Here is a 26607-nt window from a genome sequence, read left to right as displayed (position 1 = left end):
AGGAGCGTGCCGCTTCGCGAGGAGTGTCCCGCGTCTCTCCGCTGGAGAGGCTGGTCACCTGAGGCCGTCTGGACAGGACCCGATCGCGAAGGGGCAATAACGTATCCATATGGGACCTAAGAGGCCAAAGAAGCTGACGGTTTCGACGGCCGTGCTCGCGGCGTGCACGGTGAGTCTTCTCACCCTCGGCGGCTGCTCCAGCGAGGACGCCGGCGGCGGCAGCGGAGGCAACGGCGGGGGGACGGGCGGCACCGGCAGCCACCCCGCGGCGGTGCCGAAGCCGACGGAACCGGCCCGAACCGGCCCCGCACCCGCGGCGGTTCCCTCCGTACGGGAGTGGGAGCCGGTCCGCGGCCCGGCGTGGAAGCCGTCGAAATTCACGCGGGTCGTCGCCGACCCCGGCGGACCGCTCGCGGACGAGGCCCGGCTGCTCGCCGAGGAGCTGAAGGTTCCGTTCTCCAAGGGGCCGGCACGCACGGCGGACATCCGGCTGAGCCTCGACCGCGGACTGGAGACCGGGCCCGAGGGTTACGTGATGGAGAGCCGCGCGGGCCAGGTGAAGATCGCCGGCGCCGACCACGCGGGCGTCTTCTACGGCACCCGCACCCTGCTGCAGTCCGTACGGGCGCGGGGCGGCGTCGCGGACGGCGTGGTCCGCGACAAGCCCGACCGCCCGCAGCGCGGCCTCATGCTCGACATCGCACGCAAGCACTTCAGCGCCGCGTGGATCGAGGACCGCATCCGCGAGATGGGCGATCTCAAGCTCAACCAGCTTCAGTTGCACCTCTCCGACGACCAGGCCTTCCGCGTCGAGAGCGACACACACCCCGAGGTCGTCTCGAAGCCGCACCTGACCAAGGCGGAGATGCGGCGCATCGTGAAGCTCGCCGAATCCCGGCACATCGAGGTCATTCCGGAGATCGACTCCCCTGGGCATCTGGGCGCGGTCATCAAGGCGCACCCGGAGATCCAGCTGAAGAACGCCTCGGGGGAGCCCACCGAGGGCGCGGTGGACATCTCCGATCCGCGGGCGGCGAAGATCATCGACGATCTGCTGCGCGAGTACGCCGGCCTCTTCCCCGGCAGGCACTGGCACCTGGGCGGTGACGAGTACCTCGCCCTGATGCAGGAGGATCCCGAGGCCTCGTATCCCGGACTGGCTGCGAAGGCACGCGAGAAGTACGGCCGCGACGCCGGCGTGCAGGACCTCGCGACGGGCTGGCTCAACGACCGGGCCGCCGTCGTACGGGACGAGGGCAAGACCCCGCAGGCGTGGAACGACGGCATCCACGCGGGCGGCGAGGTCCGCGCCAAGCAGGACCGTCAGGTCGCGTACTGGACGGGCAAGGAGCCGGGGCAGCGGAATCCGGTGGCGTATCTGAAGGAGGGCTGGAAGTTGATCAACCTCAACGACGAGTACCTCTACTACGTCCTCGGCGAGCCCAACAAGTTCACATATCCGACAGGGCGTCGCATCTACGACGAATGGACTCCGGCGGTGCTGCGCGGCACCGAACCGGTTCCGAAATCCCTCTCCGGTCCTGAGCACATCCCCGGCGGCCGCTTCGCCGTGTGGTGCGACCGAGCCGGAGCGCAGACCCCGGAGCAGGTCGCCGCGGGCATCAGGAATCCGCTCCGCGCGACGGCGCAGAAGCTGTGGGACCCCGGAAAACCGGCCATGAGCTGGGAAGACTTCAAACGGCTCGGCGACCGCGTGAGCTGAGACCGCCCGGCGGGCCTGCCGGAAAATGCGAAGGCGACCGGGGTCGCCACCCCCCACAGGAGAGACCCCGATCGCCCTCGAGAACGGGCGCACCACGCCAGGGGCAGGCCCGTACTCCCTACAGCGTTAGCGATCCGCATTCCGTTACCTGGTCAACTTCAGGGACTATTTACCGGGTCAACTTACGTGGACTATGACGCACACTTGGGCTTAGCGTGCTCTCGCATCGATGCTGGACCGTGCGTAAGGCATGCGCAGGCATCAGCGAGATGACGACAGACGTCCGACCAGGGGCGTGACCAGATCCGTTGGGACATCGCGGAGTGGGGCGAGAGACGGCCGTGCAGGGGGACGACGCGGAGTTGACTGCCGCGGTGCGTGCGGCACAGGGCGGGGACGAAGTCGCTTTCCGCACCGTGTACCGCACTGTGCACCCGCGGCTGCTCGGCTATGTCCGCACACTGGTCAGTGACCCCGACGCCGAGGACGTCACCTCGGAGGCGTGGCTTCAGATAGCCCGCGACATCAGCAGGTTCAGCGGCGACGCGGACCGCTTCCGCGGCTGGGCCGCGCGCATCGCCCGCAACAGGGCGCTCGATCATCTGCGTACGAGAGGCCGCCGGCCCGCCATCGGCGGCGACGAAAGCGACCTGGCCGTGCTGCCGGCCGGCGCCGACACGGCCGACGAGGCTCTCGAAGCGCTCGGCACGGGCCGCACCATGGCGCTCATCTCCCGTCTGCCGCAGGACCAGGCTGAGGCCGTGGTGCTTCGCGTGGTCGTCGGGCTGGACGCCAAGAGCGCGGCGGAGGTACTGGGGAAGCGCGCGGGCGCGGTGCGTACGGCGGCGCACCGGGGACTTCGCAAGCTCGCTCAGATGCTGGACGAATCCGAAGAACCGGCAGGTCCCGGAGAACCGCCCGAGGGTCCGCAAGCGTCTCCTACGGCACGCGGTGTGACGCATAAGGCCACACGAACGCTGAGGGAAACGTGATGGCGGACGACGACCGGTACAGGTGGCTGGATGACGAAGCGGCGGAGCGCTTGCTCCGCGGCTCGCAGGTCAATGCGCGTAGCACCAGGCGCGGCGGACGTCACGGAGCCGGTCACGACAACGTTGAAGCTGCCCCCACCAGCATTTACGGACGGACTTCCGGGTCAACTCCCTCGTGGGCACGCGGCACAGACCCCTCACATTCCTCACACGTAACAGGCCACCCGGAGCCCGCAGGCCCCTACGGAGCCGGAGCCCTGCCGGATCAGCGCACCGGTGCGGAGGTCGCCGAGGACCGTCTCGCGTCCCTTCTCGACTCGCTCGTGGCGGAGCAGACCGCGGCGCTTCACGCGCTCGGCGCGGCCCGCACCGGGACGGTCATGGGCGACGCCGGTGCCGAACTCCCGGGAGAGGCCGCCGCAATCGAGGCCTTCCGTGCGGCGCACCCGCGAGTGGACGCCGAGCACAGGGGCACCGTCGACATCAGCGCGGGCCCGACCGAGTCGGAAACGGTCGTCGGCAGGCGCGCCGTGCGCGAGAGCCGCCGCCGCTCACGCGGCCGCCGCGGAGGAGACGCCCGGCGTACCTCGCTGGTGGGACGTCCGCTGCGCGCGGGCTTCGCCATGGCGGTCGCCGGATGCGCGCTCGGCGGTGTCGCGGTCGCGGCCGGAACCGGCGTGCTGCCCTCGCCGTTCGGCGGCAGCGACACACCTGCGGCGAGCGTGTCACCGATGGTGAGCCCCGAGGAACAGGCGGCGGCGGGCGGCGGCGGCAGCCCGTACGACGGTCCAAGACGTGGCACCCGCGAGGGTGGTTCCCCGTCCGACTCGCCGAACGGCGAGGACCTCGCGGGCAAGGAGCGCGGACGGGACGGGAAGAACTCCAAGGGTCCCAAGGGCGACGAGGACTGGTGGCACGGCGACGGCAAGGGACTGTCACCGTCCGACAAGAAGGCGATGGCGCGTGCGCTGTGCAACGCGTACGAGAACGACGATCTCAGCGCGAACGACCGGCTCCGCCTGGAGCTGGTGGCCGGCGGCCCCGCGGGCGTGAAGTACTTCTGCGACAAGCACGACGGCGGCCGCGACGAGAGCGCCTCCTCCTCGGGCGGCAGCCCCGGAGGAGTCGGCGCGCCGGGAGACCCGGACGGTGACTCCGGCGGCGCGTCGTCGGGAAACGACGGTGACGACGGCGACGACGGCGGCGGTGGCCCCGGCGGCGACGAGGGTGGCGACGACGGCGGATACAGCGGCGGCGACGACGGCGGCAGCAGGCCCGACAGCGGCGGCGAGGGCGAGGACCCCGACGGTCCGTCCGCCGGCGCGGACTCCCCGGAGCCTTCGGCATCGGACGGCGGCGACGCCTCGCCGAGCGCCGACGGCACGGCCGGCTCCTAGGCCCTGTCCGACCGCCCTTCTCGGGCCCGCGACGCTCACCCTGGGCCTTACCGGCCCGGGTGGTACCCCAGCGCTCTCGCCCAGGGGGAGGACGACGCTACTTTGCCGACACGCCCTAGCCGGAAGAGAGATCCGGCCGCGAAGTGAACTCCCCTTCCCCCGGGCCCAGTCAGGGCTCCCGAGTACGCAACCCCCGGCTCCGGCCGGGGGTTTCTCATGCCGTGACGACGGGCGACGCCGGTTGCCCCAACGGTCTCCCAGCCGCCATCTCGCGGCCATATGCAGGGTGTGCACGGGCAGCCTGGATGTGTGACACAGGTCACGCGATTTAGTTGAATCCTGGTGTGACACTTTCGGCGGAGAAGGCGCAGTAACAAGTGAGCCGACTGGTCATCGGCTGCGCGACAAGTCCGAGGTTCCCCCCGTACCTTCGGGCTCGCGCGAATGGCGCGGGCGGGACACGTTCCCCCGGTCCCGCCCGCGCCCCATCGGGGATTCACCCCACAGAGCCTCAGCCTCCGGCGCCCCTTCTTCCGCGTGCCTCGCGTATTTCGTGTCCTCCGCGCGGCAGGCCGCCTCACTTGTAGACGACGACCTTGTCGCCCTTGCGTACCTGCGCGAAGAGCGCCGCGATCTTCTTCTTGTCCCGTACGTTGACGCAGCCGTGCGAGGCGCCGCCGTAGCCGCGGGCCGCGAAGTCCGGCGAGTAGTGGACCGCCTGGCCTCCGCTGAAGAACAGCGCGTAAGGCATCGGGGTGTCGTAGATGGTCGAGACGTGGTCGCGGCTCTTGAAGCTCACGCCGAACTCCCCTTCACGCGTGGGCGTGTAGGCCGAGCCGAAGCGCACGTCCATGGCCGAGAGCATCCGCCCGTTCACATACCAGGCGAGCGTGCGGCTCTCCTTGCTGACGCACAGCGCCCGCCCCGTCAGGCAGCGCGGGTCGGGGTCGTCGAGCGGGAGCGTCGTGGGCGGATACAGCTCGTCGCGTGACGGCGGCGAAGTGCGGGCGCGCAGCGCCGCCCAGAGGTCCGAGGTGACCGTCCCGGTACTGCCCATGCCCTGCTGCCGCTGGAAGGCGCGTACCGACGCGGTGGTGACCGGACCGTAGTAGCCCGTCGGATTGCGGTCGAAGAACTCCAACTTGCGCAGTCTCGCCTGGAGTTCGCGCACCTGCGAGCCGTTCGCGCCGGTGGCGAGGAGCACCGGCTTCGCGGGCGCGGCAGGCTTCGCCCGCTGCGCCGGCCCCGGCGGTGCGTCATCGTCCCCGCCCTGTGTGCTGTTGCTCACGGAAGAGCGCTGAGGTCTCTCCGGCGGCGCCGGCGGGACCGAGGTCTTCGTCACGCGGATGGGCGCACTTCCCGTCGTGTGCGCCTTGCAGCCGGCGGCCGCGCCCCCGCCGACGGCCAACGCCGCCGTCAGCGCCCACACGCTGGTGCGCCTTGCCCGTACGGATCTTCTGGTCATGCTTGCCCCCGCCACTCCAACCCCCGGAATACGAGCGGACATCACGGAAATCCCGACACCGATCGCCCCTTCTCTTCCCGCGCGGCCGCCGCGCGAACCGTGCGGCATGACGGCATCCTGTGAGTGCGGCGCGGCGCGCTGTGAGCAAGGTCCCAGCCTGGGGACCTGCAACGGACGAACGCGGATCGCTACAGTCCGTGGCAATCGAAAGGGACAGCCCGAGCGGCCACCGGCTCACCCGAGCGGTTTGCGCGCGAAAGGCTGCGGCCGGACAACTGCCGGCACGACCCAGACCGTACGGAGGCACAGTCCATGGCACGCCAGTCGGGCAACCAGCGGTTCAACGAGAGCGGTCTGCCCATCGAGCCCGTCTACGGCCCGGACGCGCTGCACGACTGGGACGCCGCGGAGAAACTGGGGGAGCCGGGCGCGTATCCGTACACGCGTGGCGTCTACCCGTCGATGTACACGGGGCGGCCGTGGACGATGCGGCAGTACGCCGGTTTCGGTACGGCCACCGAGTCCAACGCCCGCTACAAGCAGCTCATCGAGAACGGCACGATGGGCCTCTCCGTCGCCTTCGATCTGCCGACCCAGATGGGCCACGACTCCGACGCGCCCCTCGCGAGCGGCGAGGTCGGCAAGGTCGGCGTCGCCATCGACTCCATCGACGACATGCGGGTGCTCTTCGGCGGGATTCCACTGGAGGAAGTCTCCACGTCGATGACGATCAACGCCCCTGCGGCGCTGCTGCTGTTGCTCTACCAGCTCGTCGCCGAGGAGCAGGGCGCCGACCCGGCGAAGCTCACGGGCACCATCCAGAACGACGTGCTCAAGGAGTACATCGCGCGCGGCACCTACATCTTCCCGCCCAAGCCGTCGCTGCGGCTGATCGCGGACATCTTCAAGTACTGCCGCGCCGAGATCCCCAAGTGGAACACCATCTCCATCTCCGGCTACCACATGGCCGAGGCGGGGGCGACGCCCGCGCAGGAGATCGCCTTCACCCTGGCCGACGGCATCGAGTACGTACGTACGGCCGTCGCCGCCGGGATGAGCGTGGACGACTTCGCGCCGCGGCTTTCGTTCTTCTTCGTCGCACGTACGACGCTGCTGGAGGAGGTCGCCAAGTTCCGCGCCGCGCGGCGCATCTGGGCCCGGGTTATGCGGGACGAGTTCGGGGCGGAGAACCCCAAGTCGCTGATGCTGCGCTTCCACACGCAGACGGCGGGGGTCCAACTCACGGCGCAGCAGCCCGAGGTGAACCTCGCCCGCGTGACTGTGCAGGCGCTGGGCGCGGTGCTGGGCGGCACGCAGTCGCTGCACACCAACTCCTACGACGAGGCGATCGCGCTGCCCACGGACAAGTCCGCGCGGCTCGCGCTGCGGACGCAGCAGGTCCTCGCCTACGAGACGGATGTCACGGCGACGGTCGATCCGTTCGCCGGCTCGTACGTCGTGGAGTCGATGACCGACGAGGTGGAGGCGGCGGCCGTCGCTCTCATGGAGCAGGTCGAGGACAGGGGCGGCGCGGTCGACGCGATCGAACAGGGCTTCCAGAAGGAAGAGATCGAGCGCAGCGCGTACGCGATCGCCCGTGAGACCGACAGCGGCGAACGGGTCGTGGTCGGCGTCAACCGCTTCCAGCGCGACGAGGAGGACCCGTACGAGCCGCTGCGCGTCGACCCCGCGATCGAGCAGCAGCAGTGCCAACGGCTGGTGCGGCTGCGGGCGGAGCGTGATCAGGCGGCCGTGGACGGGGCATTGGCGGAGCTGCGCAAGGCGGCGGAGGGGACGGAGAACGTCCTCTACCCGATGAAGGAGGCGCTGCGCGCGCGGGCGACGGTGGGCGAGGTGTGCAACACCCTGCGCGAGATCTGGGGCGCGTACGTGCCGACGGACTCGTTCTGACGCGGGTTCCGGCTGCGGGCGTGTTCGCCTCCGGCTTGCGGGTGGTGCCGGGGGCGTGCCGCTCCGGCGCACATGTCCGGACCCGTCCCCTACCTTCGGCGGGGAGACCCCATATTTACCTCCCTGACCCGACAACCGGTTTGTCGAGCCCTTCATGTGCCGGTCGACAAATCACGGGCAAGCGTCCGGACACGCACTTCCCCTACCTTCGGCGGGGAGGCCCCAAGGCGTCCCGCCCCCTCCCGCCGGTTCGGCGGCTGTCTCCTTGTGGCCACCGCGATCCACCGAGCCGCTGCCCTGCGGACCTTCCGACACGTGTACGTACCTGCGGCACCAGCCAACCACCCCTCGACAGGGGGCGGTTGGACCACCGTCGACCGGAGTGGCACTGGTCCGAACGGGACGGGCGAGGGGACTCACCGGGGCCACCGGGGGAAAGCCGCCGACGCACGGGAGGGGGCGGGACGTGGAGGTGGTGGTTCCGGGAAACTCAAGCAGGATTTGCGGACCGGCACATGGGAGGCAGGACAACGGACCGTACCGGTACAGGGAGGAAAATCATGCCTTCCCGGAGCCGCCGCCGGAACGGCACGCACCCGCCGCCAACCATGCACCGGAGGCGCACCCGGAACGGCACGCCCCCGCCTCCAACCACGCACCGGAGGCGCCCCCCCAGAACGGCCCGCACCCGGACCTAGAAACGCACCGGAGGCGGACACGGGCCCCGTCACAGCAACCGCAGCACCGCCCCCAGCCCCCGCTCCGACCCCGGCGACGCCCCCGCGGGGAGGACGTACGAGCGGAGGCCCGCCCCGGCCGCGCCGCCGTCCTTGGCCGGGTGGTCGCCCACCATCAGCGTCTCCTCGGGCTCCACGCCCAACTCCCCGCACGCGTGCAGGAAGAGCCGCGGGTCCGGCTTCTCCGAGTCGTGTTCGTACGAGTGCACCCACGTGGAGAAGTGGTCCGCGAGGCCGTGGTGGGCGAAGGTGGCGCGCAGGTCCCAGCCGACGTCGCTGACCACACCCATCGCGATGCCGCGCCCGGCCAGCCGGGCGAGGATCCGCTCGGCGTCCGCGTACGGACGCCAGTGCTCCGGGGCCTGCAACTGCCCGTACAGCTCCTCCGCGTACGGGGCGAGGGCGGTCGCGGAGGCGTACCACGTCGTGAAGGCGTGCCGGTGGGCCTTCGATGAGACGTCGCGGCCGCGCTGTGCCTCGATCACCCCGGGATCGGCCAGGCCGGCCTCCAGAGCGCCGAGCATCTCCTCCATCTCGGGCTCACCGACCGGGTACGGGAGCGCCGCCCGGATGCGGTCCTCGTAGCTGCTGATCTGGAAGAGCGTGCCGGAGAAGTCGAACAGCACCGCCCTTACGGGTGCGGGAGGCGGGCACGTGCGGGTGCGGATGGGGCCTTCGGGGCCGCAGACGACGGTCATGTGACTTTCCTAGCGCATCCGCGGCGTTGCCGAGCGGGCTTACGGGGCGCAGGATGAGGGTTGGATTACCGGCGAGTAAGGGGAGTGCTGGTGACAGCGGAAGTCGGTACGCAGGTCGAGCCGCGGGAGACGCGCGGGCTGGCCGAGCAGGCCGCGGCTCTGGCCGCCGGTGAGGTGACCGCGCGCGAGCTGGCCGAGAGTGCGCTGGCCCGTATCGCTGCCACGCAGCCGACCCTCAACGCGTTCCGCCGCGTGCGCGGGGACGCGGCGCTCCTCGAAGCGGACGCCGCCGACCGGCGGTTGGCCGGGGGTGAGCGGCTGCCGCTGCTGGGTGTCCCGGTCGCGGTCAAGGACGACGTGGATGTGGCGGGCGAGCCCACGGCGTTCGGCTGTCCCGGCGACTTCCCGCGCAAGCAGGCGGACAGCGAGGCCGTGCGGCGGCTGCGCGCGGCCGGTGCCGTCATCGTCGGCAAGACCAACGCTCCCGAGCTGGGGCAGTTTCCCTTCACCGAGGGGCCGGCCTTCGGGGACACCCGGAACCCGTGGAGTCCGGAGCACACCCCGGGCGGGTCGTCGGGCGGATCCGCCGCCGCGGTGGCGGCGGGGCTCGTGGCCGCCGCGCTCGGGTCGGACGGAGCGGGCTCGATCCGTATCCCCGCTGCCTGGAGCCATCTGGTCGGCATCAAGCCGCAGCGCGGCAGGATCTCGACGATGCCCGAGCCCGAGGCGTTCAAGGGGATCACCGTCTTCGGGCCGCTGGCCCGCACCGTGCGCGACGCGGCCCTGCTGCTCGACGTGACCTCCGGCGGGGCGGAAGGGGATCTGCACCGCCCGTCGCCGGTGGAGGTGCTGCCCGAGGTCGGACGGGACCCGGGGCGGCTGCGCATCGCACTGTCGCTGCGGCCTCCGTGGACGGCGACGGGGGCGTCGCTCGATCCGGTGGTACGGGCAGCGGTGACGGGTCTCGCCGAGCGGTTCGCGGCGCTCGGGCACGAGGTCGAGGAGGCCGACCCGCGCTACGGGCCGATCGGGCTGGCGTTCGTGCCGCGGGCGACCGCGGGTATCCGCGAATGGACCGGCCGCGTCCCCGACTTCGCCCTGCTGGACGTCCGTACGCAGGGTGCCGCGCGTACGGGAAGGCTGCTGGGCGGGTCGGTGCTGCGCGCCGCCCGCGCGGCCGAGGCGCCGCTGCGCCGGCGCGTGGGGCGGATCTTCAGCCGCTACGACGTCGTACTCGCGCCCACCACGGCCACTCCGCCGCTGCGCATCGGCGATCTCGCCGGCCTCTCGGGATGGCAGACGGACCGCACGATGATCGCCCACTGCCCGTACGCATGGCCCTGGAACGCGCTCGGCTGGCCCGGTGTCAACGTCCCCGCGGGCTTCACCGGTTCGGGTCTGCCGCTGGGTGCGCAGCTGCTGGGTCCGGAGAGCAGCGAGCCCCTGCTCGTACGGCTGGCCGCCCAGCTGGAGGCAGACCGGCGGTGGTTCGAGCAGTGGCCGCCGGAGGCGGAACCGCAGGGGCGGTGAGCGGCCAGGTCTGACGGAGGGCGGCTAGGGGGTGTCGTCATCGTCCCGTCTGGGCCGCGGGGTCTGGCACGCACGCTCTCCCCCACTTCGTGGGAGGTGCCCCCAGCGTTGTCGGTCGTCGGCGCAGCCCGCTGCGCTCTCCTCCCTCCGCCTTGCCATCGCACGCACCAGACCCCGCGGCCCCCGCCCTAACGGGCGGACGACGCTACTTTGACGACACCCCCTAGCCGGAGCCGAAAACCGGTTGTCCTGCGTGGCCGCCCTCTGCTGTGCTCCACCGCGACAGCACAGGCCGAGCAGGGAGAAGAAGATGCGGCGAGCGTTCATGTCCAACCAGAAGGGAACATTCATTCGCCTAAAGGACATGACGCTCTGTGAAAACGCTCAACCTGGGAATCCTGGCGCACGTAGACGCCGGTAAGACGAGCCTGACCGAGCGGCTGCTGCACGCCGCCGGAGTCATCGACGAGATCGGCAGTGTCGACGACGGCAGTACCCGGACCGACTCCCTCGCCCTGGAGAGACAGCGGGGGATCACCATCAAGTCCGCCGTCGTCTCGTTCACCGTCGGCGACGTCACGGTCAATCTGATCGACACCCCCGGCCACCCCGACTTCATCGCGGAGGTGGAGCGGGCCCTCGGAGTGCTCGACGGCGCGGTGCTCGTGCTGTCCGCCGTCGAGGGCGTGCAGGCCCAGACCCGCGTGCTGATGCGCACGCTGCAGCGGTTGGACATCCCCACGCTCCTCTTCGTCAACAAGATCGACCGTGCCGGAGCGCAGTACGAGCGTGTACTGCGGAGGATCGCGGAGAAGCTGACGCCCGCCGCCGTCCCGCTGGGAACGGTGCGTGAACTCGGCACGCCCGCCGCCGGGTTCACGCCCCACGGCACCTCCGATGCCGGCTTCGCCGCACGCCTCGCCGAGCTGCTCGCCGAAGGTGACGACGAGTTGCTGGCCGCGTACGTCGAGGACGAGACCGCCCTGTCGTACGACCGGCTGCGCAAGGAGCTGGCAGCCCAGTCCCGGCGAGGGCTCGTGCATCCCGTCTTCTTCGGCTCGGCCATCACCGGTGCGGGCGTGGAGGCGCTCACCGCGGGCCTCACGGAGCTGCTGCCCGCCGCCGAGGGCGATCCGGACGGGCCCGCCCACGGCACGGTCTTCAAGGTCGAACGCGCCCCGGGCGGGGCGAAGACCGCCTACGTCCGGATGTTCTCGGGGACCGTCCGCGTACGGGACCGTCTGCTGCACGGCTCCGGCGCCGAGGGGACCGAGCGCGTAGCGGGGGCCGAGGGCAAGGTCACCGGCATCGACGTCTTCGAGCGGGGAGAGCACGTCCAGAGCCCGTCCGTCGCCGCCGGACGGATCGGCAGGCTGCGCGGGCTGCCCGGAGTGCGGATCGGCGACGCGGTCGGCGACCCCGGCGCCGTCCGCGAAGTGACCGGGGCGCGGCACCACTTCGCGCCGCCGACACTGGAGACCGTCGTCACGCCCTGCCGGGCCGGGGACAGGGGCGCGCTGCACAACGCCCTCACCCAGCTCGCCGAGCAGGACCCGCTGATCGGGCTGCGGCAGGACGAACTCCGTGGCGAGGTCCACCTGTCGCTCTACGGCGAGGTGCAGAAAGAAGTCGTACAGGCCACGCTCGCCGACGAGTTCGGCCTCGATGTCACCTTCCGCGAGTCCACCACCATCTGCGTCGAACGGCTGGACGGGCCGGGATCGGCCGCGGAGATCATGAACAAGGAGCCCAATCCGTTCCTCGCGACCGTGGGGCTGCGCATCGAGCCGGCACCGCCGGGCAGCGGTGTGCGCTACGGGCTTGAGGTCGAACTGGGTTCCATGCCCTACGCGTTCATGAGAGCCGTCGAGGACACCGTCCGGCAGACGCTGCGCGAGGGTGTCCACGGCTGGGAGATCCCCGACTGCACCGTCACCATGACGCACTCCGGGTACGCGCCGCGCCAGAGCCACGCCCACGCGGTCTTCGACAAGAGCATGTCCAGCACCGGCGCCGACTTCCGGCAGCTGACGCCCCTGGTCGTGATGGACGCGCTGAAGCGGGCCGGTACGACGGTGCACGAGCCGATGCACCACTTCCGGCTCGAGGTCCCCGCGGAGACGTTCGGTGCCGTGCTCCCGGTGCTCTCACGCCTGCGCGCGGTCCCTCAGGCGCCGGTGACGAAGGGCGACGCGTATCTGCTGGAGGGCGAGATCCCGGCGGCCCAGGTGCACGCGCTGGAGCAGCAACTGCCCACGCTGACCAGTGGGGAGGGAGTGCTGGAGTGCGCCTTCGCGCGCTACCGGCCGGTGGTGGGAGAGATCCCGTCGCGGCCGCGCACCGACCACGACCCGCTCAACAGGAAGGAGTATCTGCTGCGCGTCGTACGGAGGGTCTCAGGCGCGTGACCCGGCGGGGCCCGACCCCCGCGGACACGGGCACCGTCCCGCGGACACGGGCACCGTCCCGCCGACACGGGGCTGGGCCCCGTCCGCATCGCGGTGTGCAGCGCCCGGTGCGGAGCGGCCGCCCTCGGCGCGCGTCGCACGCTGCCCCCCGTCGGGGAAGCCCTCGGCGGGCTCGCGGGAGCGGTCAATCACGGTGCGAGGACGTCCAGTTCGGCCAGGGCGTCCTCGGTGATGGTGCGCATGACGCGCTCCGCCCCGGCGCCGTCCCCCTCCCGTACGGCCTCGGCGACCTTGACGTGCATGGTGACGGCCTCCTGGCGGGGGTCGCTGAACATCACCTCGTGCTCGGTACGTCCCGTGAGGACGGCGGCGACGACGTCCCCGAGCCGGGCGAACATCTCATTGCGGGACGCCCGCAGTATCACGCGGTGGAAGGCGACGTCGTGCACCAGGTAGTTCTCCAGCTGCTCCCCGCGCGAGGTGCGCACCAGGCCGAGCGCGTGCTCGGTCAGCTCCGCGCACTCCTCCGGGGTGGCCAGCTCCGCCGCGAGCCGGGCGGCCACGGGCTCGACGGCCGAGCGCAGCCTGGTCAGCGAACGCAGCTGCCGCGGCCGGTCGGCACCGGCGAGGCGCCAGGTGATCACCTGCGGGTCGAAAACGTTCCACTGCTCGGCGGGAAGAACGGTCACCCCGACCCGGCGGCGCGACTCCACGAGATGCATGGACTCCAGCACCCGCACCGCCTCGCGCACGACGGTGCGTGAGACCTCGTACTGCTCGGCCAGCTCGTCCGTGAGCAGCACGGTGCCCGGAGGGTGGTCGCCTGCGGTGATCGCGGGCCCGAGCCGGGCGAGCAGCCGCGCGTGCAGCCCCCGCCCCCGGCCGTCCGCAGCCTGGCTGGTCATGAGTCTCCTGTGTTGTCTCCGCCCCCGGTGGACTCAGCGTACGTGGTGGCCGTCGCTGCAATTAAGTATGACGATTTGATGTCTCACTATTGAATACGTGTGACGTAATGAGGTTGAGTGTTCGGCGCCCGGCGAAGACGCCGGACGAGTACGACTGCGAGGTGTGACATGGGGTCTCCCCACCGAAGGCACGGGGTCTCCCCGCCGGCGGCCGGGCTTGGGGCCTCCCCGCCGGCGGACGTCGCGCCGGGCGGCGTCGTGATCGTCATGGGCGTGGCCGGCACCGGCAAGACCACCGTGGGAGCGCTGCTCGCCGAGGCGCTGGGCGTGCCCTACGCCGAGGCCGACGTCTTCCATCCGCCGGCCAATGTCGCCAAGATGACCGCCGGCGAGCCCCTCGACGACGCCGACCGCGAGCCCTGGCTCGACGCCATCGGCGAGTGGGCGGGCGAGCGGGAGGAGTCCGGAGGTGTCGTCAGCTGCTCCGCGCTCAAGCGGGCCTACCGCGACCGGCTGCGCGCTGCGGCGCCCCGCGTCTTCTTCGTACACCTCACCGGGGACCGCTCGCTGATCGCGAGGCGCATGGAGCAGCGCCGGGACCACTTCATGCCGCTCGCGCTGCTGGATTCGCAGTTCGCGACTCTGGAGCCGCTTCAGCCGGACGAGGCGGGCGCCGCCGTCCAGGTGTGCGCCGGCCCGGACACCGTCACGCGGCAGGCCCTCGCGGCGCTCCTTGAGTGGTCCGGGGCACCGGACGGGCCGCCCGCGGTGCGTCCGTAGGCCGGCGGCCGCCCCCGCCGCATCACTGCAACACCCCGCCCCACACCCCTGCTGACACCGTTCACCTGCAGAGAAGGAAGAGCCGCGCGCCATCTCAGTGCCGAGAGACTGGCGGCCGGACCGGAGCCCGTAGATCCGATCAGCTCCGCCGGCAACCTTCAGCTGGGGCTCGCCGCCAAGGTCCACGCGTTCCTGGCGCTGACCCTCGGCACCCTCGCGCTCGGTGCCGTGGCCGCCGCCCCGCTGGACAAGACCATCGAGAGCTTCTCCACGGGACTGGGCGACACGTTCGCCGGAGTGGGCGTGCTCATCGCGCTGGGCGGGATGCTCGGCAAGCTCCTGGCCGACTCCGGTGGCGCAGACGAGATCGTCGACACGATCCTCGCCAGGACCGGCGAGCGCGGCATGCCGTGGGCGATGGCGCTGATCGCGGGCATCATCGGTCTGCCGCTCTTCTTCGAGGCCGGCCTCGTACTGATGATCCCAGTGCTCCTCCTCGTCGCACGGCGCGGCAACTACTCCCTCATCCGCATCGGGATACCCGCCCTCGCCGGTCTCTCCGTCATTCGTCTCCCTGATCTTCCTGCTGCTGCTCTGGCTCGTGGTCTGACCCGCGGGGCCGGCGCCGTTGCGGCAGCGGCGGGCCCGCGCCCGGTGCGCGGGCCCGCCGGCCGTTTCGGTCAGCGAGCGCGTCCGCCCGTCCGCCCGGACACCCCCTGGGTCGCTCAGCCCGCCGCCGCGCGCTTCAACGCCCGTACGCGGCGGGCCACCCGGCGGACCGTGGGCCTGCGTCGCAGGAATGCGAACTGCTTCGTCCAACCGCCCGGCAGGGCGAGCGCCGTGAGGCGGCGCCGCTTGAAGTACCGGTGCGTACGGGCGTCGAGGTTCGCGGAGAGATACCGTTCCGCCTCGCCGCGCATCCCGGGCAGGATCTCGGGCTGCATGCAGAAGCCCACCGCCCGCAGCAGGCCCGTCAGTTGGCGCTCGATCCCGTGCGTGTCCGGCATGCGCCAGGAGACGGCCGCAGGACCGGCGCCGGAGCCGTCCGCGGTGCCTGCGCCCTCCCCGTCGCCGACGGCCTCCCCGCCGATGTCCGGCAGCAGGGCGTCGACGAGCGTGACCGGCACCCGGTTGCTGTTCTGGTACGGCGTGATCCGCTCCAGCAGCAGACCCGTTCCCGTACGGGCGACGGGCAGCCCGTAGAAGGACGCGGCCGTCAGCAGCGCCGTCGAGAAGCAGCCCACGACGAGCTCCGGACGCATCTCCTCGTACAGCACCTCCGCCAGCACCGGAGTGCTCAGCACCCGCAGTTCGACGCCGAGTTCACCCGCTTCCTTCTCCAGCGCCCGCGAGAAGCGCGCCGGCGCGACAGGGTGCGGCTTGAACACCACGCTGCGGTGGCCCAGCCGGGCGGCTCCGCGGAGCATCCGCAGATGGAGCCGCTCCTCCTCCTCGGTGGTGAGGATCTCCAGGGCCGACAGGTACTGCCCCAGCAGCAGCGCACCGCCGCGCGGTGCGGACGTCACGCTCGGCGGCACGTCCTGCGCCAGTTCGGCCAGTACGGACGTGAAGGCGGCAGTGGGCACGACCTCGCTCGGGACCCCGAACTCCGTGAGCAGCAGCGGCTCCAGGCCCGGCAGCAGGTCGAGGTGGAGCAGCCGGCGTACGCGCGAGCCGACCAGCGGGTCGAGCTTGTTGCGGGTGGGGCCGTAGCTCATCAGGCCGTCCGCGTAGACCTCCAGGGGAGCGTCGGGGAACGACCGGGCGAGGGCGAGGGCCGGATCGACCTGGATGGACTCGACGACGAGCTCCACCTCGTCGTCGCCGATGCCCCACAGCAACCGCAGATAGCGCTCCAGCATCGGCACGTCGTCCGTGCGCGGCGACCAGCCGCCCGGATGGAAGGGGTGGATGGCCTCGTTCCACGACAGCACGCGGTCGAAGCGGCCGCGCAGCCGCTCGAATCCCGGCATGGAGTCCAGCGCCGGAGTCGTCTCCGGATTCGCGGCGTTGTTGCTGACCAGCAGCAGCCGGCGTTCGGCCTTGGGCCCTCCGTGCCGGGAGCCGGCGGAGAAGCTGCCCGCGTCGATGGCGGCGGCGAGCGTCGCGGCACCGTAGAGGGTCGAGGCGAAGAAGATCTGCGTACGCATGCGGTCGGTCCGTCCTGGAAGGTCTGTGTCGCTCACGCCGCCTCTCCCGCCGCCTTGCTGCGGAGGACGGCGGGCCGGCGGCGCAGCCTGCGCAGCCGGGAGGCGCGTTCGAGGTCCATCGAGTCGAGGGCGTCGGAGAGCACACCGGAGGGGAGGCGCTTGAGCACGGCCGCGCTGCGCGCACGCAGCTCGCGCTCCACCCGGGGCTGGAACCTCCCGCTGGTCAGATGGTGGGAGATGATCGCGCAGTACGTGCGAACGGCCTTCGGCAGCAGCGTCTCCGCGTCCCGGTCCCGTGCCGTCTCGTCGACGACCTGGTCGAAGGCGCGGATGAAGTCCAGCTGGCGCACGTCGCCGATCTGCGTGAGCGAGGAGGCGACGCCGCGCCGGTAGTAGACGCCCATGAGGCCGACGGCGGCGAAGGACTTCGCCTCGCGGTGCAGCCGCCAGATCCACGGGCGGTCCTCGGCGGTGCGCAGCCCGTGCGTGAAGTGCAGCAGCCCGTCGTCCAGCAGCCGGCGGTGGTAGATGCCCGCCCAGGCGTAGGCGTAGTCGACGGAGGTGGTGCGGTCGGCCGGCAGGATCGCCTTGCGCGGATCCATGACCACGCCGCGGCGGCCGTGCGGGACGCGGGCGATCGTACGGGCGCGTGCGGTGCAGCTGACGTGGTCGGTGCGCACGAAGTCACAGCCCAGCTCCTCGATGGCGGCGAGAAGCCGGGGGTAGTAGCCCGGCGCCAGCCAGTCGTCGCCGTCGAGGAAGGTGAGGTATCTGCCGCGGGAGGCGTCCAGGCCGGTGTTGCGCGCAGTCGCGAGGCCACCGTTGCGTTCGTGCCGGACGAGGACGGCGCCACTCAGTTCCCGCTCGGCTTCCTCGAGAATCTCGGGGGTGGCATCCGTCGAACAGTCGTCGACAAGAATGAATTCGATGTCCTCGCGCGCATTCGCGCGTAGGCTTCTGATTGCTTCGGGGGCATAGGACTGCACGTTGTAGAACGGCACGATGACGGAGAGATTGACCACCCGGCCGACGATAGAGCCGCCCGCCGCCGGGATTGTGGCCTGCTCGGCAATCACCGGTGAACGGCGCGTGGCGGGATGGTGAATCAGTTTGCCGGCGGGCCAGTTGGCCGGTCGGCGGTGCGCTGTTAACCCGTTGTTGTATTTCCGTTGGGCCGGGCTCCGGAATTGCTTTCTAGCGTCATAGACGTGCCATCAACCATCCCTTCCGCATCCGGTGAGCATTCCGCGGATTCCGCATCCCCGCTCCGTACGGCGGTGCTCGCAGATTCCGACACGCGCTGGAAATGGGGAGCCCTCACCGCACGCCGCATCGCGCCCGGCTCCCGCATCGACGGGCTGCTGCTGCGCGGACGCGCCACCCCGACGCCCCGGCAGCTCGCCGAGGTCGGCGTCGACGTGGACTCGTTGCGGGAGACGAGCGGCGCGGCCTTCGTGCGGGAGGCCGCGGACCGCGGCGCGTACGACGTGGTCGTCCTCGCCTGCGTCGGCGGCGCGGTGCAGGCGATGCTGCACGGCATGGCGCATGCGGCGCGGACCGCGCAGCCGGAGCCGCACTCGTCGCCGCAGCCGGAGTCCGGGGGCGCGGAGATACGCGAGGAGGCGCACCGCCGCCCGGTGACGGTCACCGGCTATGTCGGCGTCGTCTACGAGAAGCTCGCCGACGGTCTGCTGCTGCGTCACGGCGCCGACGTCGTCCTCGCCAACTCCCGCTACGACGCGGAGCGTTTCCGCGGCGTCTACGAGGGCGCCGGCGCCGACGCCTCGTCCGTGACGGAGGGCGCGCTGCCCTTCCTCGGCGGCGCACCTTACGAAGGCCCGCGCGAGGACCGGCCGTTCACCGTCGTCTTCGCGGCGCAGCCCTCCGTGCCCGCGGGCCGCGACGACCGCGCGTACCTGCTGCGCCGGGCCGCCGGCCACGCACGCAGCCACCCGGGGCGCGAGGTGCTGGTCAAGCTCCGCAGCCGCCCCGGCGAGCACACCACGCACATCGAGGAGCAGCCCTACCAGCGCCTCGCGGACCGGCTGCCCGGCGGCCTGCCGCCCAACTGCCGCCTCGTGTACGGGCACATGAGCGAGGTCCTGGACCGCACCGACCTGCTCGTCACCGTCAGCTCCACCGCCGCGCTGGAGTCGCTGCACCGCTCGATCCCCACCGCCGTGCTGACCGACCTGGGAGTACGGGAAGCGCTGGGCAACCACCACTTCCTCGGTTCCGGCTGCCTCGCCTCCTGGGACGAACTCGACGGCGGGCACCTGCCGAAGGCCGACGCCGCATGGACGGCGCGGCAGGGAGTGCTGTCCGGCGGCCCGTACGAGCGCGCCTTCGACCAGGCACGCGAGCGCGTCGCCCTGCTCGCTGGGCGCGACCGGCTGCCCGCGATCGCGCCGTACTACACGCCCACGACCGCCCCCGGATATCTGCCGGGCGTGCTCGCCCGCTACGGCTTCGGCGCCGACGGCGCCGTGCTGCCGGGTGCCGCGAAGGCGGCCGCCGCCGGCGCCTCCACCGGGGTGCGCGCGGCGGTACGCGGCGCGGTGCGGGACGCGGCACGCGGGGCGTACCGGCACGGCGTACAGCGCGTGGCGCCCGTGATCCGCCGCATGGGGGAGCTGTGACGGGCCACGGCGGGGCGCGTCCCGCCGCGCGTCCCGCAGCTCCGTGTCCGCCCGAGCCGTATCTCCCGTACACCGCCGAGGAGTTGACATGACCGAGATGTCCGGGACGAGGACAGCGACAGGAACCAGGGCCGGGTCCTCCGGTGCGGGTGCCCGCCGGGTGCTCGCCGTGATCCCCGCCCGCGGCGGATCGAAGGGCGTGCCCGCAAAGAACCTAGCCACCGTCGGCGGCGAACCCCTCGTGGCGAGGGCCGTACGGGCCTGCCTCGGCGCCGGGCTGGTGACGGATGTGGCCGTCTCGACGGACGACTCCGGCATTGCCGCGGCGGCACGCACGGCGGGCGCCCAGGTCGTGGAGCGGCCGGGGGAGATAGCCGGCGACACCGCGACCAGCGAGGCAGCCGTGCTGCACGCCGTGGACGTGTGCGAAGCACGGTCGGGAGCCCCCGTCGACGCGGTGCTGCTGGTTCAGTGCACGAGCCCGTTCATCACCTGTGAGGACATCGACGCCGTGGCGGGCGCGGTCGTCGAGGGCGGCGCGGACAGCGCCCTGACCGTGGCACCCTTCCACGGCTTCGTCTGGCGCGACGGCGTCACCGGAACGGACGCCGCAGTCACGGACGCTGCAGTCACGGACGCCGTAGCCACGGACTCCGCCACGGACGCCGGCGCCGCCGAAGCCACCGGCGGCTTCGGCGTCAACCACGACAAGGCCTTCCGGCCGCGCCGCCAGGACCGCCCGCAAGACCTCCTGGAGACCGGCGCCGCCTACGCCATGGACGCCGCCGGCTTCCGCAAGGCCGGACACCGCTTCTTCGGACGCACTGAGCCCGTCCGTACGGACCCGGCCCGCGTCCTGGAGATCGACGACCCGCACGACCTCGCCCGCGCCCGCGCGCTCGCGCCGCTGCTCGACGAGCCGCGCCCCCGCGCGCTGCCCGGACGTGAGGACGTGGACGCGGTCGTGCTCGACTTCGACGGCACCCAGACCGACGACAGGGTGCTGATCGACTCCGAAGGACGGGAACTGGTCGCCGTGCACCGCGGCGACGGCCTCGGTATCGCCGCGCTCCGCCGCGACAAGCTGGAGCTGCTGATCCTCTCCACGGAAGAGAACCCGGTCGTCGCCGCACGGGCCCGCAAGCTGCGGATCCCCGTACTGCACGGCATCGACCGCAAGGACCTCGCACTCAAGCAGTGGTGCGAGGAGAAGGGCATCGAGCCCGAGCGCGTGCTCTACGCCGGAAACGACGTCAACGACCTGCCCTGCTTCAACCTCGTCGGCTGGCCCGTGGCAGTCGCGGGCGCACACGAGGTCGTACGCGAGGCCGCACGCGCCATCACCCAGACGCCCGGAGGCGAGGGCGCGATCCGCGAGATCGCCTCCTGGCTTCTCGGGCCGTCCCTGTAACCGACCTCAGCAAGCAGAGAGTTGTAGGAGAAACGTCCTCATGAGCACCAACCGTCTGCGTACCCTCGGTGAGAAGACCGTAGGCCCCGGACACCCCGTCTACGTCACGGGCGAGATCGGCATCAACCACAACGGCGAGCTCGAGAACGCCTTCGCGCTCATCGACGCCGCCGCCGAAGCCGGCTGCGACGCCGTGAAGTTCCAGAAGCGCACCCCCGAGGTGTGCACCCCGCGCGACCAGTGGGACGTCGAACGCGACACCCCCTGGGGCCGGATGACCTACATCGACTACCGGCACCGCGTCGAGTTCGACGAGGACGGCTACCGCGCCATCGACGAGCACTGCGCGAAGCGCGGCATCGACTGGTTCGCCTCCCCGTGGGATGTGGAATCCGTCGCCTTCCTGGAGAAGTTCGGCGTGCCCGCCTACAAGGTGGCCTCCGCCTCGCTCACCGACGACGAGCTGCTGCGCGCCATGCGCGCCACCGGCCGCACCGTGATCCTCTCCACGGGCATGTCCACCCCGAAGCAGATCCGCCACGCGGTGGAGGTGCTCGGCAGCGCCAACATCGTGCTCTGCCACGCCACTTCGACGTACCCGGCGCAGGCGGGCGAACTGAACCTGCGGATGATCCACACCCTGGAGCGCGAGTTCCCGAACGTGCCCATCGGCTACAGCGGCCACGAGACCGGCCTGCAGACCAGCCTCGCGGCAGTCGCCCTCGGCGCCTGCTTCGTGGAGCGGCACATCACGCTCGACCGCGCCATGTGGGGCTCCGACCAGGCGGCGTCCGTCGAGCCGGGCGGTCTCCAGCGGCTGGTCCGCGACATCCGCACCATCGAGGACTCGCTGGGCGACGGCGTGAAGAAGGTCTACGAGAGCGAGCTGAAGCCGATGGAGAAGCTCCGCCGCGTCAAGGGCGTCGTCGCCGAGGCGGAATCTGCGGCTGAGGGTTCCGGAGCCGACGGGGCCGACCGCGAGCCGGCTGTGGCCTGACGGAGCCGAGCAGTGAGCCGAAGCGGACGGGACGGGGCCCGCGCCCGGGGAAGAAGGACGGGCGGCACGCTGGCCTTCGTCGAGAGCCCCGTACAGCTCCTCAACGTCCTGGAGTGGGCGCACTCCGCGGCGCTGATCTCCGCCGTGCCCGGGCCGGGGACGGCCGGCTCGGCGGAGGCTCTGTCCCCGGGGGCCCCGGGGACCCCCGGGGAGGATGCGGGGGACGGCCTCACCGTGGTCGTCCTCTCACCCCACGACCCCATGACGCGCGGCCAGCTGCGCAGGGTCGCGGAGCTCGCCCGGGACGAGGGCATCGCCGTGCGCTGGGAGGACGCGCGCGGCGGTCCCACGGCTCCGCTCAAGACCGTCGGTTCACTCGCGCGCGATCTGCGCCACGCGACCCGGGTCGTCATCGGCGATCCGTTCTCGCGCTACGTGCAGCTGCTCCTCACGCTCACCTCCGCCCGCAGCGTCGTCGTCGTCGACGACGGCACTGCCACGATGGAGTTCGTCTCCCAACTCGCGGGCGGGGAACGGCTGGTGCGCTGGCACCGCAAGGGCTCGGCACCGGCCGGGCTGCAGGCGGCGGCCCAGGCCGTCCTCTTCGCGCCCTTCGCACGGCGGGCACGCTCGCGCCTCACTCCAGGGGTCTCCCCGTCGCGGGCGGGGGACGGGCCGGGCGCCCGTGACGGGCTGCGCGTCCGCCGCGTCGAGGTCTTCAGCTCGATGCCTGTCGACGCCTCCGACGGGCAGCTGCGCGAACTCGGTGTCACCGTCTCCGCCAACGACTTCTCCTGGACCCGTGCACGCTTCGGGCCCCCACGGCTGACCCGGGGCACCGATCTGGTCGGGACCTCGCTCGTGGAGACGGGAGTCGTGGACCTGGAGCGCTATCTGGAGGGGGTCGCCGCGCTGGCCCGTACACACGGCGCCACCCGCTACTTCGCCCACCGCCGCGAGAGCAGCGAGAAACTTCACCGCGTGAAGTCGGCCACAGGCCTGGAGATCGTCCGTCCCGATCTGCCGCTGGAGCTGGTCGCCCGCCGCGGACCGATCGGCCGTACGATCGTGAGCTTCCCGTCCACCGTCGTGCACACGCTGCCGCTCGCGCTGACCGGTACGCCCGTCTCGGTGGCGGTCTGCGAGGTGGACCGGACGTGGTTCACCGCCGATGCCTCGCCCCGCGCAGAGGGCTTCCTCTCGGGCGTCACCGACAGCGCACACCGGGTACGGAAGCTCGGGGGCACGACGGCTCCGGAGGCGGCACCGCCCGCAAGCGGAACCGGAACGGGCCCGGCCGGGCCGCAGGGGGCACCCGCTCCTCAGCAAACGTCGCGGACTTCCGTACCGACGAAGGCCGACCGGGCAAGCGCCTAGGTATACCCACCTCCATCCGGACATAATCGCCGGCCCTGAGAATTTTTGGTCCCCTGAGGGGCTGAACTTTCGTTGATCGGCTGCATGAGGTGGCCTGAATGCGCCTACCCTGCGGATATGAACAGAGTCCTGTCCCCCGAGCCGGAGGTGGACCCGACCGGCGAAGCAGCAGTCGAAGCAGCCCTGCTGGGCGTGGTCCCGGAGCTGCCCGGCAGACTTCCCGACGCGCTTCGCGAGGAACTCGTCGCTTTCCGTCGCGACCTGCACATGCATCCGGAACTGGGCAACCAGGAGTTCCGTACGACCGCGGCCATCAAGGCCCGCCTGGAGCAGGCCGGCCTGCGGCCGAGGACCCTGCCGATGGGAACAGGCCTCATCTGCGACATCCACCCCGGCCTCGCCGAACGGTGGGACGGCGTGCGCCCGATGCTGGCGCTCCGCGCGGACATCGACGCGCTCCCGATTCCTGACACCAAGTCCGTGCCGTACCGCTCGACCGTCCCCGACCGTGCGCACGCCTGCGGCCACGACGTGCACACCGCCGTCGTGCTCGGAGCCGGGCTCGTCCTCGCCGACCTCGCCCGCGCGGGTCACCTCACGCGTTCCGTACGGCTCCTCTTCCAGCCCGCCGAGGAGGTTCTGCCCGGCGGCGCCACCGACGCCATCGACGGCGGCGCGCTCGACGGGGTCGGCCGGATCATGGCCGTCCACTGCGACCCGCGGGTCGACGCCGGCCGCATCGGCCTGCGCCCCGGCCCCATCACCTCCGCGTGCGACCGCGTCGAGGTGGCCCTCACCGGTCCCGGCGGCCACACCGCGCGCCCGCATCTGACCACCGACCTGGTCACGGCCGCGGCGAAGCTCGTCACCGAGGTCCCGGCGCTGCTCTCCCGCCGCGTCGACGCGCGTGCCGGCATGGCCCTCACCTGGGGACGCATCGAATCCGGCCACGCCTGCAACGTCGTGCCGCAGCGGGCCGAACTCTCCGGCACACTGCGCTGCCTGGACATCGCGGCATGGCGTGACGCGCCCGACCTGGTGCACGCCGCCATCGACGAGACGGCCACGCTGCACCGCGCGAAGTCGGAGATCACGTATGTGCGGGGCGTGCCGCCGGTCGTCAACGAGCCCGGTACGACAGAGCTGTTGCGTACGGCGATGACGGCACGGCGCGGGACGCCCACCGTCGAGGACACCGAACAGAGCCTGGGCGGCGAGGACTTCTCCTGGTACCTGGAGCACGTCCCCGGCGCGATGGCCCGCCTCGGTGTACGGGCTCCGGGGGACCGTCACCCGCGGGACCTTCACCAGGGCGACTTCGACGTCGACGAGTCGGCGATCACGGTGGGCGTCGAACTCTTCACGGCAGCGGCCCTCCTGGACACGCCGGGGCCCGCGTAGCGGGCCTGCCTTTCCGGGTGCGCCTCCGGTGCATGGTTGGCGGCGGGGGCGTGCCGTTCCGGCGGCGGCTCCGGGAAGGCATGATTTTCCTCCCTGTACCGGTACGGGCCGTTGTGCTGCCTCGCATGTGCCGGTCCGCAAATCCTGCTTGAGTTTCCCGGAACCACCGCCTCCACGTCCCGCCCCCTCCCGTGCGTCGGCGGCTTTCCCCCGGTGGTCTCCGGTGAGTCCCCTCGCCCGTCCCGTCGGGTCCAGTGCCGCCCTCAGGCGGCAGGGGTCCAACAGACCCCTGATGAAGGGTGGTTGACGGGGTAACGCACTCGCGGCCGCGATTAGGCCACTACGGGAGGGAGTGGTGGCTCTGTAGTGACCACCATCGGGGAGCCGCTGGACCGGCGGGAGGGGGTGGGACGCGTAGGTACGTGTGTCCGGACGCTTGCCCGTGATTTGTCGACCGGCACATGAAGGGCTCGACAACCGGTTGTCGGTTCAGGGAGGTAAATCATGGGTCCGGACATGCGTGCCGGAGTGGCACGCCCCCGGCACCACCCACCCACCGAGGGCGCACACGGCACCCGCAAGGCGCCAGCCGGAGGGGCACCCGGAACCGCCCGCACGGCGAACCGCGACCGTCCGCCGCGCCCCCGCGCGCAGCGTCGGGGGCCGCGGCACCGTTGTGGCCTGGGGCGCAGCCCCCTTCGCACCGATCCGATAACAGCATTCCAGCAACCCCTTTACCAGGAATCTACGCGCGTTAATCTGTGCCGGAAGCCAGCGCCGGAAGAGGCGCTTCCATGAGCCGAAGGGGACGTCCTCTTGCGTCGGGTAACCAAGCTTGCAGCCGCGGTCACCACCACCGCGGCCCTCGCCCTGACCGCCACCGCGTGCGGTGAGAGTTCCACAGAGTCCGCCGGCAAGAAGGACAAGGGAGTCGGCCTGGCCTTCGACGTCGGCGGCCGCGACGACCATTCCTTCAACCAGGCGGCGGCCCGTGGCGTCGACAAGGCGAAGAAGGAACTGGGCGTCGACTTCAAGGAGATGACGGCCAGCAACGACGAGACCGAGGCCGACCGCGAGCAGCGGATAACCTCGCTGGCCAAGGCCGGGTACAACCCGGTCATAGGCGTGGGCTTCGACTACGGCAAGTCCGTCAACAAGATCGCCAAGAAGTTCCCGGACACGACCTTCGGCGTCGTCGACTCCCCGTCCGAGGGGAAGAACGTCGCCGGTCTGGTCTTCGCGGAGCACGAGGCGTCCTACCTCGCCGGTGTCGCCGCCGCGAAGAAGACCAAGACCAAGGAGGTCGGCTTCATAGGCGGCGTCAACAACGCGCTGATCCAGAAGTTCCAGGCGGGCTTCGAGCAGGGCGTGAAGGAGACCGACCCGAAGGTCAAGGTCACTTCGCAGTACCTGTACCCGACCAACACCAAGGGCTTCAACGACCCGGCCGCCGCCAAGGACAAGGCCAAGGGCATGCTCGACGCGGGCAACGACGTGATCTACTCCGCGGCGGGCCAGTCCGGTGTCGGCTCGATCGAAGAGGTCAGCAAGAAGAAGGGCTCCTGGGCGATCGGAGTCGACTCCGACCAGTACAACCAGCCCGGTCTGTCGAAGTACAAGGACGCGATCCTCACCTCGGCCGTGAAGAACGTCGACGTGGCCGTCTTCGACCTGGTCAAGAGCGTCGAGGACAAGAAGCCGATGAAGGGCACCACGTCCTTCGACCTGAAGGAGGACGGCGTCTCGCTGGCCAGCTCGGGCGGCTTCATCGACGACATCCAGAGCGACATCGACAAGGCCAAGAAGGAAATCGTCGACGGCAAGATCAAGGTCAAGGACACCCCGTGATCCCGCTGCCGGTCCGCCGTACGTAACGGAGGACCGGCGGCGGCTTCCGCCCACCGAGCGGGAGGCGGCACGGAGTCCGGGACCGGGCGTATCCACAGGCGGAAGCCGTCTGTGGATACGCCCGTGACCGTCCAGCCTCCGCCGGTACGGGCCGAACCCTCCACTGAACAGCAGCGTTTCAGGAGAGTGCGTCATCTCAACGTCCAGCAGCAGCCCACCGGCGGCCGCCGACGCGGCG

General features: G+C 71.3%; 18 protein-coding genes and 1 pseudogene. 14 read left to right on the top strand and 5 right to left on the bottom strand.

The window, feature by feature from the left end; translation table 11 throughout:
• Positions 1–109: 109 nt before the first annotated feature.
• The 3 genes from ACSMXX_RS11195 to ACSMXX_RS11185 all read left to right on the top strand — a co-directional run bounded on the left by ACSMXX_RS11195 (position 110) and on the right by ACSMXX_RS11185 (position 4112).
• On the top strand, positions 110–1723 hold the full coding sequence (locus ACSMXX_RS11195; protein WP_473183888.1) for a family 20 glycosylhydrolase: 1614 nt from the start codon (positions 110–112) through the stop codon (positions 1721–1723).
• A gap of 341 nt (positions 1724–2064) precedes the next feature.
• Positions 2065–2715, top strand: coding sequence for an RNA polymerase sigma factor (locus tag ACSMXX_RS11190; protein ID WP_473184737.1), 651 nt, complete (start codon positions 2065–2067; stop codon positions 2713–2715).
• Between the two features lie 323 nt (positions 2716–3038).
• On the top strand, positions 3039–4112 hold the full coding sequence (locus ACSMXX_RS11185) for a hypothetical protein (RefSeq protein ID WP_473183887.1): 1074 nt from the start codon (positions 3039–3041) through the stop codon (positions 4110–4112).
• A 577-nt stretch (positions 4113–4689) separates the two neighbouring features.
• On the opposite strand, the gene ACSMXX_RS11180 is transcribed toward ACSMXX_RS11185, so the two are convergent.
• Positions 4690–5577: a L,D-transpeptidase family protein gene (locus ACSMXX_RS11180; protein WP_473183886.1), complete on the bottom strand. Its 888-nt coding sequence runs from the start codon at positions 5575–5577 to the stop codon at positions 4690–4692.
• Between the two features lie 312 nt (positions 5578–5889).
• On the opposite strand from ACSMXX_RS11180, the gene ACSMXX_RS11175 reads away from it, so the two are divergent.
• Positions 5890–7488, top strand: a complete 1599-nt coding sequence (locus tag ACSMXX_RS11175; RefSeq protein ID WP_473183885.1) for an acyl-CoA mutase large subunit family protein — start codon at positions 5890–5892, stop codon at positions 7486–7488.
• Positions 7489–8215: 727 nt separating this feature from the next.
• On the opposite strand, the gene ACSMXX_RS11170 is transcribed toward ACSMXX_RS11175, so the two are convergent.
• On the bottom strand, positions 8216–8923 hold the full coding sequence (locus ACSMXX_RS11170) for an HAD family hydrolase (protein WP_473183884.1): 708 nt from the start codon (positions 8921–8923) through the stop codon (positions 8216–8218).
• A gap of 90 nt (positions 8924–9013) precedes the next feature.
• On the opposite strand from ACSMXX_RS11170, the gene ACSMXX_RS11165 reads away from it, so the two are divergent.
• The gene (locus ACSMXX_RS11165) at positions 9014–10453 is read left to right on the top strand and encodes an amidase (protein WP_473183883.1); all 1440 of its coding nucleotides are present in this window, start codon (positions 9014–9016) and stop codon (positions 10451–10453) included.
• Between the two features lie 374 nt (positions 10454–10827).
• Positions 10828–12861 (top strand): GTP-binding protein, encoded by a 2034-nt coding sequence (locus tag ACSMXX_RS11160; RefSeq protein WP_473183882.1) that lies wholly within the window; start codon positions 10828–10830, stop codon positions 12859–12861.
• A 188-nt stretch (positions 12862–13049) separates the two neighbouring features.
• On the opposite strand, the gene ACSMXX_RS11155 is transcribed toward ACSMXX_RS11160, so the two are convergent.
• The gene (locus tag ACSMXX_RS11155; protein WP_473183881.1) at positions 13050–13766 is read right to left on the bottom strand and encodes a FadR/GntR family transcriptional regulator; all 717 of its coding nucleotides are present in this window, start codon (positions 13764–13766) and stop codon (positions 13050–13052) included.
• A 267-nt stretch (positions 13767–14033) separates the two neighbouring features.
• On the opposite strand from ACSMXX_RS11155, the gene ACSMXX_RS11150 reads away from it, so the two are divergent.
• Entirely contained in the window at positions 14034–14546 is a 513-nt protein-coding gene (locus tag ACSMXX_RS11150) for a gluconokinase (protein WP_473184736.1), read from the top strand.
• Positions 14547–14597: 51 nt separating this feature from the next.
• Positions 14598–15191: pseudogene (locus ACSMXX_RS11145) on the top strand (GntT/GntP/DsdX family permease); the annotation flags it as partial.
• 80 nt (positions 15192–15271) lie between these two features.
• Here the strand turns inward: ACSMXX_RS11145 and ACSMXX_RS11140 are convergent.
• Together ACSMXX_RS11140 and ACSMXX_RS11135 are read right to left on the bottom strand one after the other, a co-directional pair.
• The gene (locus ACSMXX_RS11140) at positions 15272–16696 is read right to left on the bottom strand and encodes a polysialyltransferase family glycosyltransferase (protein WP_473184735.1); all 1425 of its coding nucleotides are present in this window, start codon (positions 16694–16696) and stop codon (positions 15272–15274) included.
• A gap of 32 nt (positions 16697–16728) precedes the next feature.
• Positions 16729–17718: a glycosyltransferase family 2 protein gene (locus ACSMXX_RS11135; RefSeq protein WP_473183880.1), complete on the bottom strand. Its 990-nt coding sequence runs from the start codon at positions 17716–17718 to the stop codon at positions 16729–16731.
• A 255-nt stretch (positions 17719–17973) separates the two neighbouring features.
• On the opposite strand from ACSMXX_RS11135, the gene ACSMXX_RS11130 reads away from it, so the two are divergent.
• The 6 genes from ACSMXX_RS11130 (at position 17974) to ACSMXX_RS11105 (ending at position 26369) form a co-directional block, all read left to right on the top strand.
• Positions 17974–19335, top strand: a complete 1362-nt coding sequence (locus ACSMXX_RS11130; protein WP_473184734.1) for a DUF6716 putative glycosyltransferase — start codon at positions 17974–17976, stop codon at positions 19333–19335.
• Between the two features lie 97 nt (positions 19336–19432).
• Complete coding sequence (locus ACSMXX_RS11125; protein ID WP_473184733.1) at positions 19433–20746, top strand: cytidylyltransferase domain-containing protein; 1314 nt, start codon at positions 19433–19435, stop codon at positions 20744–20746.
• A 40-nt stretch (positions 20747–20786) separates the two neighbouring features.
• Positions 20787–21743, top strand: coding sequence for an N-acetylneuraminate synthase family protein (locus ACSMXX_RS11120; RefSeq protein ID WP_473183879.1), 957 nt, complete (start codon positions 20787–20789; stop codon positions 21741–21743).
• Between the two features lie 12 nt (positions 21744–21755).
• Complete coding sequence (locus tag ACSMXX_RS11115; protein WP_473183878.1) at positions 21756–23120, top strand: hypothetical protein; 1365 nt, start codon at positions 21756–21758, stop codon at positions 23118–23120.
• A gap of 117 nt (positions 23121–23237) precedes the next feature.
• Complete coding sequence (locus ACSMXX_RS11110; RefSeq protein ID WP_473183877.1) at positions 23238–24521, top strand: amidohydrolase; 1284 nt, start codon at positions 23238–23240, stop codon at positions 24519–24521.
• Positions 24522–25337: 816 nt separating this feature from the next.
• Positions 25338–26369 carry a BMP family lipoprotein gene (locus ACSMXX_RS11105; protein ID WP_473183876.1) on the top strand — a complete coding sequence of 344 codons (1032 nt, stop codon included), beginning with the start codon at positions 25338–25340 and terminating at the stop codon, positions 26367–26369.
• The last annotated feature ends 238 nt before the right edge of the window (positions 26370–26607 follow it).

The sequence above is a fragment of the Streptomyces sp. DSM 116795 genome (genome assembly GCF_055792905.1).
This window is presented reverse-complemented; position numbering and strand designations above follow the sequence as displayed.